Source organism: Rhizobium sp. YAF28, from assembly GCF_052113285.1.
Classification (GTDB): domain Bacteria; phylum Pseudomonadota; class Alphaproteobacteria; order Rhizobiales; family Rhizobiaceae; genus Rhizobium.
Window position 1 is genome coordinate 236382 of record NZ_JBFRCX010000009.1, and the last position, 13325, is coordinate 249706.

At 58.3% G+C, this 13325-nt stretch carries 12 protein-coding genes; 6 read left to right on the top strand and 6 right to left on the bottom strand.

Annotation, left to right across the window (positions count from 1 at the left end; genetic code table 11):
* Window positions 1-28: 28 nt before the first annotated feature.
* Window positions 29-2212: a catalase/peroxidase HPI gene (gene katG / locus AB4Z13_RS21635; protein WP_442206781.1), complete on the bottom strand. Its 2184-nt coding sequence runs from the start codon at window positions 2210-2212 to the stop codon at window positions 29-31.
* A 190-nt stretch (window positions 2213-2402) separates the two neighbouring features.
* Here katG and AB4Z13_RS21640 point away from each other — a divergent pair, with 190 nt between their 5' ends.
* From AB4Z13_RS21640 to AB4Z13_RS21650, 3 genes are all read left to right on the top strand, one after another.
* Window positions 2403-3335, top strand: coding sequence for a hydrogen peroxide-inducible genes activator (locus tag AB4Z13_RS21640; protein ID WP_113320161.1), 933 nt, complete (start codon window positions 2403-2405; stop codon window positions 3333-3335).
* A gap of 73 nt (window positions 3336-3408) precedes the next feature.
* Entirely contained in the window at window positions 3409-4113 is a 705-nt protein-coding gene (locus tag AB4Z13_RS21645) for an MgtC/SapB family protein (protein ID WP_442206782.1), read from the top strand.
* 118 nt (window positions 4114-4231) lie between these two features.
* Window positions 4232-4519, top strand: coding sequence for a GNAT family N-acetyltransferase (locus AB4Z13_RS21650; RefSeq protein ID WP_439017829.1), 288 nt, complete (start codon window positions 4232-4234; stop codon window positions 4517-4519).
* Window positions 4520-4597: 78 nt separating this feature from the next.
* On the opposite strand, the gene AB4Z13_RS21655 is transcribed toward AB4Z13_RS21650, so the two are convergent.
* The 3 genes from AB4Z13_RS21655 to AB4Z13_RS21665 all read right to left on the bottom strand — a co-directional run bounded on the left by AB4Z13_RS21655 (window position 4598) and on the right by AB4Z13_RS21665 (window position 7732).
* The gene (locus AB4Z13_RS21655) at window positions 4598-5077 is read right to left on the bottom strand and encodes a carboxymuconolactone decarboxylase family protein (RefSeq protein WP_113320163.1); all 480 of its coding nucleotides are present in this window, start codon (window positions 5075-5077) and stop codon (window positions 4598-4600) included.
* Between the two features lie 207 nt (window positions 5078-5284).
* Window positions 5285-6181 (bottom strand): LysR family transcriptional regulator, encoded by an 897-nt coding sequence (locus AB4Z13_RS21660; protein ID WP_442206783.1) that lies wholly within the window; start codon window positions 6179-6181, stop codon window positions 5285-5287.
* Between the two features lie 66 nt (window positions 6182-6247).
* Window positions 6248-7732 carry a cyclic nucleotide-binding domain-containing protein gene (locus tag AB4Z13_RS21665; protein ID WP_442206784.1) on the bottom strand — a complete coding sequence of 495 codons (1485 nt, stop codon included), beginning with the start codon at window positions 7730-7732 and terminating at the stop codon, window positions 6248-6250.
* Window positions 7733-8488: 756 nt separating this feature from the next.
* Here AB4Z13_RS21665 and AB4Z13_RS21670 point away from each other — a divergent pair.
* Together AB4Z13_RS21670 and AB4Z13_RS21675 are read left to right on the top strand one after the other, a co-directional pair.
* Window positions 8489-8890, top strand: coding sequence for a response regulator transcription factor (locus AB4Z13_RS21670; RefSeq protein WP_439017825.1), 402 nt, complete (start codon window positions 8489-8491; stop codon window positions 8888-8890).
* Window positions 8891-9033: 143 nt separating this feature from the next.
* A complete protein-coding gene (locus AB4Z13_RS21675) occupies window positions 9034-10215 on the top strand; it encodes an adenylate/guanylate cyclase domain-containing protein (RefSeq protein ID WP_442206785.1) in 1182 nt (393 codons plus the stop codon).
* A gap of 24 nt (window positions 10216-10239) precedes the next feature.
* On the opposite strand, the gene AB4Z13_RS21680 is transcribed toward AB4Z13_RS21675, so the two are convergent.
* The gene (locus AB4Z13_RS21680) at window positions 10240-10962 is read right to left on the bottom strand and encodes a winged helix-turn-helix domain-containing protein (protein ID WP_442206786.1); all 723 of its coding nucleotides are present in this window, start codon (window positions 10960-10962) and stop codon (window positions 10240-10242) included.
* Between the two features lie 504 nt (window positions 10963-11466).
* On the opposite strand from AB4Z13_RS21680, the gene AB4Z13_RS21685 reads away from it, so the two are divergent.
* Window positions 11467-12303 carry an alpha/beta fold hydrolase gene (locus AB4Z13_RS21685; protein WP_442206851.1) on the top strand — a complete coding sequence of 279 codons (837 nt, stop codon included), beginning with the start codon at window positions 11467-11469 and terminating at the stop codon, window positions 12301-12303.
* 157 nt (window positions 12304-12460) lie between these two features.
* Here AB4Z13_RS21685 and AB4Z13_RS21690 read toward each other — a convergent pair whose 3' ends face one another.
* Window positions 12461-13222 carry an SDR family oxidoreductase gene (locus tag AB4Z13_RS21690; RefSeq protein ID WP_113323293.1) on the bottom strand — a complete coding sequence of 254 codons (762 nt, stop codon included), beginning with the start codon at window positions 13220-13222 and terminating at the stop codon, window positions 12461-12463.
* Between the last annotated feature and the right edge of the window lie 103 nt (window positions 13223-13325).

Genomic DNA, 13325 nt, shown 5'->3' on the forward strand with positions numbered 1-13325 from the left:
GACGCCGCGTCCAGACAGGTTTTTTCAATCAGACGAGATCAAAACGATCGGCGTTCATGACCTTGTTCCATGCGGCAACGAAGTCCTTCACGAACTTCGCCTTGGCATCGGACTGGCCGTAGACTTCCGCAAGCGCGCGAAGCTGCGAATGCGAACCGAAGATCAGGTCAATGCGAGTACCGGTCCACTTGGCCGCATTGGTCTTGCGGTCGCGGCCTTCATAAACACCGTTCTTGCCGGCGACCGGAGCCCAGACCGTGCCCATGTCGAGCAGGTTGACGAAGAAGTCGTTCGTCAGCACTTCCGGATGCGCGGTGAAGACGCCATGTTCGGGCTTGCCGGCCGTGAGCACGCGCAGGCCACCGACGAGAACCGTCATTTCAGGCGCGGTCAGCGTCAGCAGCTGGGCGCGATCAACGAGGGCTTCTTCCGGCTTCAGGAACTGCAGGCGGTTGCTGTTCACGTAGTTGCGGAACCCGTCAGCACGCGGCTCAAGCGCTGCGAAGGAAGCAACATCCGTCTGCTCCTGCGATGCATCCATGCGGCCCGGCGTGAACGGCACGACGATGCCCTGGCCACCGGCCTTGGCCGCCTTTTCGACACCAGCTGCACCCGCAAGCACGATCAAGTCGGCGAGCGACACCTTCTTGCCGCCGATCTGGGCTGCATTGAAGTCCTTCTGGATGCCTTCGAGAGTGCCGAGAACCTTGGCGAGCTGTGCCGGTTCGTTGACTTCCCAATCCTTCTGCGGCGCAAGGCGAATGCGCGCGCCATTGGCACCGCCGCGCTTGTCGGAGCCGCGGAAGCTCGAAGCGGACGCCCATGCGGTCGAGACGAGTTCCTGAACGGTGAGACCGGAGGCTAAGACCTTGACCTTGAGGTCGGCGATATCCTCATCGTCGATAAGGGGATGATCGACGGCCGGGATGACATCCTGCCAGATCAAGTCTTCTGCCGGAACTTCCTTGCCGAGATAGCGGACCTTCGGGCCCATGTCGCGATGGGTGAGCTTGAACCAGGCGCGAGCAAAGGCGTCTGCGAACTGATCCGGGTTTTCGAGGAAGCGGCGTGAGATCGCCTCGTAGACCGGATCGACGCGCAGTGCGAGGTCGGAGGTGAGCATTCGCGGCAGGTGCTTCTTCGAAGAATCGAACGCATCCGGAATGGTGGCACCAGCGCCCTTTGCGACCCACTGGTGGGCACCGCCCGGGCTCTTTTCCAGCTCCCATTCATAGCCGAACAGGTTCCAGAAGAAGTTATTGCTCCACCTGGTCGGGGTCGTCGTCCAGGTAACTTCCAGACCGCTGCCGATGGCATCGCGGCCGACACCGCTGTTGAACTTGCTCGTCCAACCGAGCCCCTGCGCCTCGATCTCTCCGCCTTCAGGATCGACGCCGACAAACGAGGGGTCGCCGGCACCATGGGTCTTGCCGAAGGTATGGCCGCCGGCGATCAGCGCCACGGTCTCTTCGTCATTCATCGCCATGCGGGCGAAGGTCTCGCGAATGTCGCGAGCGGATGCGAGCGGATCGGGCGTACCGTTCGGGCCTTCCGGGTTGACATAGATGAGGCCCATCTGCACAGCGCCGAGCGGTTCTGCCAGTTCGCGTTCTCCGCTATAGCGCTCGTCACCCAGCCAGGTGCCTTCCGGACCCCAGTAGAGCTCTTCCGGCTCCCAAACGTCGGCACGGCCGCCGGCAAAGCCGAAGGTCTTGAAGCCCATGGATTCGAGCGCGACGTTGCCGGTAAGGATCAAGAGGTCGGCCCAGGAAATGCTGTTGCCGTATTTCTGCTTGATCGGCCAGAGCAGGCGGCGGGCCTTGTCGAGGTTGACGTTGTCAGGCCAGCTGTTGAGCGGCGCAAAACGCTGCTGGCCCTGACCGGCGCCACCGCGGCCGTCAGTGATACGGTAGGTGCCGGCGCTGTGCCAAGCCATGCGGATGAAGAGACCACCGTAGTGACCGAAGTCGGCCGGCCACCAATCCTGCGAATCCGTCATCAACGCATGAAGATCCTTCTTCACTGCGTCGAGATCGAGCTTCTTGAACTCCTCGGCATAGTCGAAATCCTTGCCCAGCGGATCCGAAAGGCCGGAATGATGGTGAAGCATCTGCAGGTCGAGTTGGTTCGGCCACCAGTCGCGATTGCCTCTGCGACTTGCTCCCGAATGATCAACGGGACATTTACCCGCGCTGTCAGGTTTCTGGTCCATAGTTTTCTCCTGTTGCTCCAGGCGACCGTTCGACAGCCGCCTTGTCCGTTAAACTATTGGGCCTGATTGCGTGCCTGCACCTCACTCCGGTCAACCGGAGTCGGCACGCATCCTCCCTCTAATTTCTTTTTATCGGAAGCGTATGATAATTTTAAGTTGGATTTACTGATGAGCGCGATAAGTTTGCCTTATGACCAACGTTACACTGAAACAGCTTCGTTATTTTGAAGCCCTGGCACGTCACGGCCGGTTCCGGCATGCGGCCGATTCCTGCGCGATTTCGCAGCCCGCTTTGTCCATGCAGATCAAGGAGCTTGAAGAGGAGTTGGGCGGAAATCTTTTCGAACGCGGTGCGCGGGAGGTCAGGCTGACTGCCTTCGGACAACTCTTTGGGCTCAGGGTTCGCGATATTCTGCGTGCCGTTGACGAACTTGGAGACCTCGCCCGCGCGTCACAGGACAGGTTGCTGACGCGGCTGAGAATCGGGATCATTCCGACCATAGCCCCCTATTTGCTGCCGGCGATCATCAGCGATCTGAACAAGACCTTCGATAATATTGAGATCCAGGTGCGCGAGACGCTGACGGCGAGACTGGTGCATGAAGTGGCGCAGGGCGAATTGGACCTAGCGGTCGTCGCATTACCGGTATCGGAACCATCGCTAACCGAAATCAAGCTATTTGAAGAGGAGTTCCTGCTGGTCCGGCACCGCGAGGACGAAGGCAAGCCCGTGCCGGAACCTGAAGCCTTGCGCGAAATGCGCTTGCTTCTTTTGGAAGAGGGCCACTGCTTTCGTGATCAGGCCCTGTCCTTCTGCGGTATACAATCGACGCGCCCACGGGAAATCATGGAGGGCAGTTCGCTCTCGACGCTGGTGCAAATGGTCAGCGCCGGCATCGGTGTCACCCTGATCCCGGAAATGGCGGTGCCGGTGGAGACGCGCTCGGCCGATGTTTCCATCTCCCGGTTCCGCAGACCCCAGCCCCTAAGAACGATCGGCATCATCTGGCGCAATTCGACGCCTCTGGTTAAACAACTGCTGCAGATTTCGGAGGTTATCCGCCACTCGGCCGCAAGCCTGCATCAACACGTCGATCCCACACGACCCGGTATCGAAGGGTGATTTTAGCTGTCCCACTGGCCGGTCCGCCGGTCGCGCTCTAGCTTCCTGCACTAATAACAGGGGAACGGCTGAGTTGGATCTGATCGAACTGATGCCCATGACGCCGAACTGGACGGACATTGCGCTCCGTCTGGCAGCAACGGTCATCGCCGGCGCATTCATCGGCCTCGACAGGGAGCGAGGCGGACATCCCGCGGGATTGCGCACGACCATCCTCGTTGGGCTCGCCGCCTGCCTTTCGATGATCCAGGCGAATATCCTCCTGGCGACGAGCCAGAGCGTAAACGGCTCGATGGATATCCTGCGCTTCCCGCTCGGCATCCTTACCGGCGTGGGCTTCATCGGCGGAGGCGCGATCCTGCGGCGCGGCGACATTGCAACCGGCGTCACCACCGCTGCGACTTTATGGCTGATAACGGCAATCGGCCTGTGTTTTGGTGGCGGGCAGATCGCGGTCGGCGCCATCGTGACCCTTCTGGCAGTGCTGATCCTCTCTCCACTCAAGCATGTGGACCGCTGGATTTCAGGCGAGCAGAAGGGCACCATCGCAATCAAACTGGAAGGCGGCGCCGGGATTCCAGATGTGACGGCGGCAACGCCTGCACTCTCCGAAGCAAGCTTCACGGGGCTTAGGGATTTCGACGACGGACATCGCGAGCTAATCTACGATATCAGGTGGAAATCCGTTCGCGGCGTTCCAGGCTCGGATCACATTGCTGCATCGCTGGAACAGAATTTCCGCGTTACGCGCTTTGAGCATCGCACCACTCTAACATAGAGCATCGGCTTCACGTGGGGCACGTGAGGTGTTTGGAAGCACGATGACTAGCCAAACGATCGTTTGTGTTGACGAAACTGGGAGATGACGGAAGGCTGACGCCACCATAGAACGGAGAATGACCTTGCCGCTTCTTGTTCAGAACAACAGCCGGATGCAGCGCTATGAGCTGCCAATTAACACTGATGCAATGGCCATGGCCTACTATCGGATGGAAGGCGACAAGATCGTCCTTACCCACACCGAAGTTCCGTTCGAATATTCTGGCGCCGGAATCGGAACGAAGCTTGCCGATGGGGTTTTCGCGCTGATCAGAGAAAACGGCCAGAAGGTCATCCCACAATGCGAGTTCATGGCGCGCTACGCCGCAAAGCACCCGGAACACAATGATCTGATCACTGGCTGATAGACGCCGGCAGCAGTTACACGGGCTCAATTCCCTCGCGGCCGCATTCCCATACGACCGCGATATTGGCCGATCGCTTTATTCCAGCCCAGCCCTGTCCAGACCGTAAAGCTTATCGGCCGAGCCCGGCACGGCCTTGACCGCAACGCTGATCCGGTTCCATGCGTTGATGGCCATGACCTGGAAGGTCAGATCGGAAACTTCCTTCTCGGAAAGCTGGCCGCGGACCTTCTCATAGAGTTCGTCAGGAACCCCGGTGTCGGAGAGCTTGGTAACCGCTTCGGTCCAGGCAAGCGCTGCACGCTCGCGCGGGCTGAACAGCGTCGATTCACGCCAGGCGGCGACGTGATAGAGACGGAGCTCGCGTTCGCCGTGGATCTTTGCTTCCTTGGAATGCATGTCCACGCAGAAGCTGCAGCCATTGATCTGGGACGCGCGGATTTCGACCAAATCCTTTATCGTCTGCTCGATGGAGCTCTCTTTCAGCTCCATGGTAAAGGCGGTCAGCTTTTTAACGAGTTCCGGCGAAAGTTGGGCGTAATTCAGTCTTTGCGTCATGTCATCCTCGTCCTTCAAAATTACTGATTTGGGGAGCCGACCGCCAAGGCAAGCGCCTGCATGCGGTCACAAAATGAGTAGCAAGCGCACGGAAAAACGGTAGCTAACCATCGGTTGGGGGATGAGCTCAGGCGGCCTTGTCAGTCGCGGTGGCTGACCGAGATTTCGGGCGGGACTGCCGCACCTGTGGCGGTCTCGCGAGCTTGCTTACGGCGATGCATGCTTCCGTATCTCGGTCTCGATGAAATCCGAAAAGAGGCGCAGCCGGTAGGTCGGCATTCGACCGAAAGCGTGGACAGCCTGGAACGGCATCGTCTCCAGCTCGAGGTCGGGCAGAAGCTGGATGAGTTCCCCTCGATCCAGCTCCTCCTGAACGATGCATTTCATCAGATAAGCAACGCCTGCTCCACTCAATGCCGCAAATCGGATCGCCGTCGCCGTGTCGAGGTCCACCTGGCCCGTCGGTATCATCGTCGCGCCATTGGCAAAGTGAATGGGATATGTGTGGCCGTCGATCGCATACCGCGCGAAGGGAATTTCACGCAACCTCTCCACCGAGTTCACCCGTCCCCACGTTTCGACAAAGGCAGGAGACGCAACCAGCGCCATTTCCAGATGCACCAGCGTTCGCATCATCAGGTCGCTTCCCGCGACCTTGCCGACGCGAAAGGCGATATCGTAGTTTTCGCGAATCAGGTCGACGTGGCGATCCGTCGTCCCGAGATCGAGCGTTATGCCGGGATGCTGCGGCAGGAAACGCGTGAAGATGGGTGGCATCAGCAGCCTCGCAAGCTCGCTCGGCAGGCTTACGCGCAAATGGCCGGTCGCGCCGCGATCCGCCTGAAAGACATCCGATGATTCCTCGATCTGCCGGAGAAGTGGCGCAATATTTCCGAAGAAGGTTTCTCCGTCAGGCGTCAGCGTCAGGATACGTGTCGAACGACGAAAGAGCTTCCCCCCCAGCAGGCTCTCCAGCCGGGAAACGCTTTTAGATACGCCCGAGGGCGTTGTCTGCAGGCTGCGCGCCGCAGCACTGAAGGATCCCGTTTCCACGGTTCTGACAAAAGCTATCAGCCCCGCGGTTTCGCCCAGCAAATTGCCCATCTCGCCTCCACGAATTCGACCTGCAGATAAGCAGCCGCCCGGATATCGGCTGCGGCGCCGCAATGGTCACCCATGTGCATGGTTGCGGAATACGGATCGGATGGCTTGCAGCAGATAGGACCGACGGCGGTCATGCTGCATGGCATGATTGCCGATATTCTCGCTCAATGCCTCCCGATAGGCGAGATTTGCCGCAAGGTCTTCTGCGAGTTCGGGGCGCTCGTACAGGAGCGGTGCAAAAGCCTCCTTGCCGATTTCATAGACGGTCACCCGTGTTACCGCCTGAAGCGCATGGCTCTCTCCAATCCCGGCAAGAAAGCCCCCTTCGCCAAAAAAATCGCCAGGCGCCAGGCGCGCCGTCTCACTGCCGTCTCTTAGCATCGAAACGATGCCTGCCCGGATGATCATCAGGCTGGCAAGAGAGTCTCCTTCTTTCGCGATCTCGTCACCGGGAGCAAACGTGCGCTTGGCCGCAGATGCCGCAAGCGTCGTTATCTCGTCGGCTGTCAGTGCAGAGAAAACGGGGATCGCTTCGATGAGACTTTGCGCCGGGCCTGCACTGGAGACCAGTACATTCTGTGCGACGGGCTCGTCTGCGGTGATGACCTTGCTGAGCGGCATCGCAAGCTGAAGTCCGCTGGACTTGCAGTGGCGGTACACAAGATCGATGACTTCACTGCGGGCGAGGCCTCGCCGCAGCGGACTGGTGACTTGAAAATAGAGTTCGATATAAACCGCGCTGGCATCGATGCCGACAAGCGAAACCGCCGGGGGTGGGTCCTTGATGATGGAATTGCAGCTATCCAGCACCGTCTGCATGACGCCGAGGATGATGTGCGGCATGCGTGTCGGAACAATTCGGATCGACAGCGTAATCAGGTGGTTTTCATCCGGTTGGCTGATATTGGTCAGCCCAAGTTTGGCAAGCACGCTGTTCGGCAAGACGACGATATTGTGGGCGGCCGTCAGCAGATGCGTCGAGCGCCAGTTGCTGGCAACGATCCGTCCTTCCGTGCCATCGCTGAGCAAAATCCAATCGCCGATGACATAGGGACGTCCGAGCGTCAGAGCGATCCCCGAGAACACGTCTCCCAGCGTATTCTGCAAGGCAAGACCAAGGATGACGGCGATGACGCCTGACGTCGCGAGCAACGTTCCGATCGGAACCCCGAAGACGAAAGCCATGACCGACAGGGCGACACCGAGATAAACCACCGCGACCAAGAGGTCCTGAATGAGCCTTGCTTCTCGCGGCCTGCCATCCAGCACGATGTAGATGCGCAGGAAGCCGATGACGGCCCAGGAGAGATGAACCCACCAGAGGATCTTGGCAGAGACAAAAAGTGCGCTCATGCTTTCCAGATGCGGCGGGTCAAACCGAAACGGAACAATCCCTGCCAGCAGGAGAATGATCGTCATCGCGGCAAAGAAGGCGATCTGCACGATCAGGCGCGCATTTGGCCGGGAACGGCCCTGCAGATGCCATACGACGATGCCCGCTATGCCCAGGGCATTCAGCAAGACGACGAACGAAACGATTTCCTGCGGCATCCGCTCTTCTCATCGACAAAAATTGCAAGGAAACACCCCCACCCGTCGTCGCTTGGAATTTAACGACCGGCCAGGCGGAAAGAAATAGCTTTTAAGCTCGGTCCGGTCGGGCTATGCCCGACGCCGAGTTCTCGGAAAGCCTGCCGGCGGCGTCCTGGTTTCGCCCGCGTCGAGATCGAGGCTTCTGAGTTCGAGCGGTAATTCCAGCCGATTGAGTAGAATACGGATTTTCCACGCGCTTCCAGGAAATCGACCGTCATAAAGGCGAAGCATGATCGGGCCTTTGGCAATAAGTGCACGACCCCTAGTTTAGCCACTCGCCAGCCTGCCTGACTACTAAAACAAGAGTGGGCTTGACACCAAACCTGGCATCCATTGTTCGACAGCCTTAAGTGCGAATCCATCGGGCCATCGCCACCGATCGGCCAAGCAATATTTGTCGATACCACTACGGTTGAAAACCTGGCTGATATCGTCGCGGATTTTCAAACTGCGCTTCCAAGAACCTTTGATTGAGCCAGCTGGAGCGAATCTCTGGCCGGAGACAAACTTCTGTTTAGTTGAAAGGCGACTAATATCTATTACCATAGGATGCAGGCTGAGGGCTGCCTCATGGGGAAACAGATAGTCGCTAAGGCTTCCATTGGCATCAACGATGTCGGGGGTCCGGCGAGCAGATCCATACCATCTTGAAAGACCATCTGTTCCACTGATGCCAGCAATTTATAGGGTGTACCAATATCCTCAAAATGCCGGATGAACCGGCTCAATGTTGTCAGAGGTCTTATGCAATCCGGGCAAAAAACGACGATCGCAATCATTGACGACGATCAGTTTCTGTTGGAATCGCTGAAGGATCTGTTTGAAGCGACCGGCATTGAAAGCCGGACCTATGCGTCCGCGGACGCCTTCCTCAATTCCGGCGACATGCATCATGTGAACTGCATATTGGCGGACGTGAGAATGCCCGGAACCAGCGGCCTTGAACTGCTCTCAGCCGTGGTCCGGGATGGCGGTCCGCCGGTTTGCATAATGACCTCTTTTGCCGACAACCGCACGGAAGCAGCCGCAAGATCATCGGGCGCAGCTGCGTTTCTGGAAAAACCGCTGAGCTCCAAAGACCTGATGGAATTCGTAGCCTCTGCTGCAAAGCGTTGATCCCGGCCACGGCATATATCCAAATCAATTTCGCTCAGGACTGCGAAACCATTCGTCACTATGCTCACCATCTGCGCGGCAGCAACATCAGGGCTTCGAGCTTCAGCCCAGGCAAGGGGCGCTGGTGATGAACGAGGAGCAAAATGCATAAGCTTGACAGCGCCAACCGCCATACCCTCGTGAACTGGCTGATATCAGGCGTGAGAGACGAGCTGCAGATCGAGCCCATATTTCTGCAACTCTGTGACCGTCTTGTTGCTTGTGGCGTCGCCCTCAGCCGCGCCAGTCTCCATCTTCGTGTTCATCATCCCCAGTGGCTCGGAACGCGCGTGGTCTGGGTCAAGGATGACAGGCAAGCGGATATCACGACGATCGGCTACGATGTCGAGGCGACCGACGCCTTTCTCAGAAGTCCGTTTCGTGTCGTCATCAAAAGCGGCGTGGAAATCCGGCAGCGGCTTCAGATCCACGGACCGCATCAATTTCCCGTCTTCGAAGAATTGAGGGAGGAAGGCCATACCGATTACCTCGCCTGGCCTCTTGACCATACCCAGGGCAAGAGACACCTCGCGACGTTTTCGACGAGCGAGCCCGGCGGATTCACGGGCGAGGAAATAGCGTTCTTTCGAGAAATCCTTCCGCTGTTTTCACTGGTCAGCGAAATTCGCCTCAAGAACCAGCTGGCGCTGACGCTGCTGCAAACCTATGTCGGCCCGCATGCCGGGGAACAGATTCTGGACGGCGCAACGACACGCGGAAGCGGCATGTCGATAAATGCAGCGATCATGATCTGCGATCTCAGAAGCTTCACGAAGCTATCCGATCGTCGGCCACGCGATGAGGTTATTTCCATCCTGAACCAGTATTTCGATGCCATCGCCGATCCGATCGAAAGGCATGGCGGCGAAATCCTCAAGTTCATGGGGGATGGATTGCTGGCCGTCTTTCCCCTTGAGCAGGCCGACGCCTGTACCGATCTCCTGCAGGCCGTTTCCGAGGCGCAAGAGGCGATCAAAGGGCTCCAGGGAACAGCTCTCGGACATGAGGTCCGCTACGGCACGGGCATTCATCTCGGAGAGGTGATGTATGGCAATATCGGCTCCAAGAAGAGACTGGATTTTACCGTGATCGGCCCGGCCGTGAACATTGCCTCCCGTCTTGAAGCTCTGACGAAGGAACTGCAGCGCCCTGTCCTGATATCAGCAGACTTCGTGCGGATCGCGGGCTGCGCGGATCAGACGGAATGCCTGGGTGCCTATAACCTCCGAGGCTTCGAACAGCCGGTCGAAGTTCATGCGCTTCGCCTTCCACCGATCGGGCTCTGACATCAGATGGCTAAGTTTCGTTTATCACTTGAGCCTCGGACGCTCATCCACCGTCACGCTGCAATCCATAATATAGCCGGTTCCGCGTGCCGTCCTGATGAGTCTCGGGTTTGACGGTTCCGTTTCCAGCTTGCGTCGCAGGCGCAGAACCAGCGCATCGATGCTTCGATCGAAGACCTCCTCCGAATGGACACGGCTCGCCGCAAGCAACTTTTCGCGGGACAGGACCTGTTTCGGCGCGTTCAGGAATGCGACCAGGAGATTGAATTCGGCGGCGGTCAGCTTCGTCTCGCCGAATTCCGGCCGTGTAAGCGCCCGCTGGCGCATGGCGAGCGTCCAGTCGCCGAACATATAGGTCCGACGCTCCCGGCCGGCCTCGGGCGCGGGCCTCACGCGCATGGCCGCCTTCAGCCGTGCCAGGAATTCTCGCAGACCGAAAGGCTTGACGATGTAATCGCTTGCGCCAAGTTCGAATCCCAGCACCTTGTCGGTTTCCTCGACGCGGTCGGCACTGGTGATGATGATGGGCGCCGTCGAGAGTGTCGCCAGCTGCTGCACAATCTTCAGGGCGTCCTCTCCCTTGAGATTCAGATCGATGACAAATGCATCGACCATATTCGTCGAGAGCATGTTCCGCAGTTCATCGCCGCTGCTGATGGCAGTAACGCGAAACGCCTGCTGCATGAGAAAATCACTGATGAGGCTGCGCGCAGAGTGATCGTCATCGACAACGAGGATATGCTGCATGGGCTTCTCCGTCTGGCACCGCCACGGGGCAAAGCTCAGCCAGATATAACAATGGCTTGCGATGAGTTTGTCGTTGATGGCGCCCCTCTCCGTTCATAGTCGAAGAGCGCCTGCCGGACGATCAAACGTCCGTTTAGGTTTCACCGGAAAATCTGCAGGTTTACGGTGCTGCTGAAACGCCGCCTTCAAATCCCTTGACGCTCAAGCCTGATATTCAGGCGCACGGACGGCCGTGAATGAAACGGAAGTATAGCTTCTCACAGGCCATATAAAGGATAGCGTCATCGGGCGTCACTCGGCAGAAATACTCCTCCCAGAACAAACATTTCGCGACGCCTATCAGGCATCTTGGAATAAGGAGACTATATGGACCCGCAACATTTCCGGCCAACGCGCCGAGATACGATGACGGGAGCGATTACACTTGCAGTCGCTGCCGCAACATTGAAATTTTCCCCACCTGCAATGGCCGATGAGCCGAAGAAATCGAAGGAAGAACATGCCATGAGCAATGAATACGTCACCACGAAAGACGGCGTCCAGATCTTCTACAAGGACTGGGGTCCGAAGGACGCTCAGCCGGTCGTTTTCCACCATGGATGGCCCCTCAGCGCCGACGACTGGGATAACCAAATGCTTTTCTTCCTCGGCAAGGGTTATCGCGTCATCGCGCATGACCGCCGTGGTCACGGCCGCTCCAGCCAGGTCAGCGACGGTCACGACATGGACCATTATGCCGCCGACGCCGCGGCCGTCGTCCAGCACCTCGACCTCCGCAACGCGATCCATGTCGGCCATTCGACCGGCGGCGGCGAGGCAACCCATTATGTCGCGCGTCACGGCAAGGGTCGGGTCGCCAAGCTCGTCCTCATCGGCGCCGTCCCACCGATCATGGTCAAGACGCCGACCAATCCGGGCGGCCTTCCGATCGAAGTCTTTGATGGCCTGCGCGCAGCGCTCGCGGCAAACAGGTCGCAGTTCTACATCGACCTGGCCAGCGGCCCGTTCTATGGCTTCAATCGTCCGGGCGCCCAGGTCTCGCAGGCAATTGTCCAGAATTGGTGGCGTCAGGGCATGGCCGGCGGTGCCAAGGCCCATTACGACGGTATCAAGGCATTTTCGGAAACGGACTTTACCGAAGACCTCAAGTCGATCGAAGTCCCGACCCTCGTTATGCACGGCGACGATGACCAGATTGTCCCGATTGCCGATTCCGCGCCGCTTTCCGCAAAACTGCTGAAGAATGCCACGCTGAAGACATACAAGGGTCTGCCGCACGGCATGGCGACGACGTATGCCGACGTCGTCAATGCGGATCTGCTGAGCTTCTTCAAGGCCTGACGATTTGGGGCGCCGTCACGGCGCCCCCTTTCAGACTGCATGGCGATGAGCTTCAATTGTGCTCGTCCGAAAACAGTCGACCGGCAATGCACTCACCCAAAACGATCAAAGCCCCTTTCGGGGCTTTGCTTATTTCCATGCGGATTTTGATGCTCGATCAGTGACCAGGAGGCGGCGTAGCCGTCTTGACCCACTCGGAGTACCGGGTCTTGCCGATCCGCACCTGGCTACCGGGCATAAGGGAGTCCTGCTTCAGCAAGGCGCCGAAATAGCGGGTCTGGTCATCGGCGACGACCTCACGCTTGTCGCCGATCTGGCGCATATAACGGGTGACGGCATCGGCAATCTTGATCGGTTCCGGACCGGCAATTTCGACGGTGGCGTTCAGCGGGTTGCCGAGAACGACATCGACGAGCGCGTCGGCAACATCATCCGAGAAGATCGGCTGCATCATGGCCGGCGAAAGGTGAACCTTGTCACCCTGCACACCGGATTGAGCGATACCGAACATGAATTCGAAAAACTGCGTCGAGTGAACCAGGGAATAAGGAATCCCAGATTCCTTGATGATCTTTTCCTGGGCAAGCTTAGCGCGCATGTATCCGCTCTCCGGAAGGCGTTCCGTGCCGACAACGGACAGAGCGACATGGTGCTTCACACCGGCAGCCGCTTCAGCGGACGCGATGTTGTGACCCGCAGTCTGGAAGAATTCCATCACTGCCTTGTCTTCGAAAGACGGAGAGTTGGAGAGGTCGACCACGACCTGCGCTCCCTTCAGAACATCCGCAAGCCCCTCGCCGGTAATCGTATTGACGCCGGATGCGGGAGAGGCGGCAATAGTCTCGTGGCCCTTGGCCTGGAGGCGCTTGACGAGCTTCGAACCGATCAAACCGGTTCCGCCGATAACAACGATTTTCATAATTTGCTCCTTTTTGCTGTACCAAAGAGTTGAAAGAACGCTCCGCCGCGCAAACGAGGCGGGCGGTTGTTAGTTCAGACCAGCTTTGTCCGGACAGGGCGCT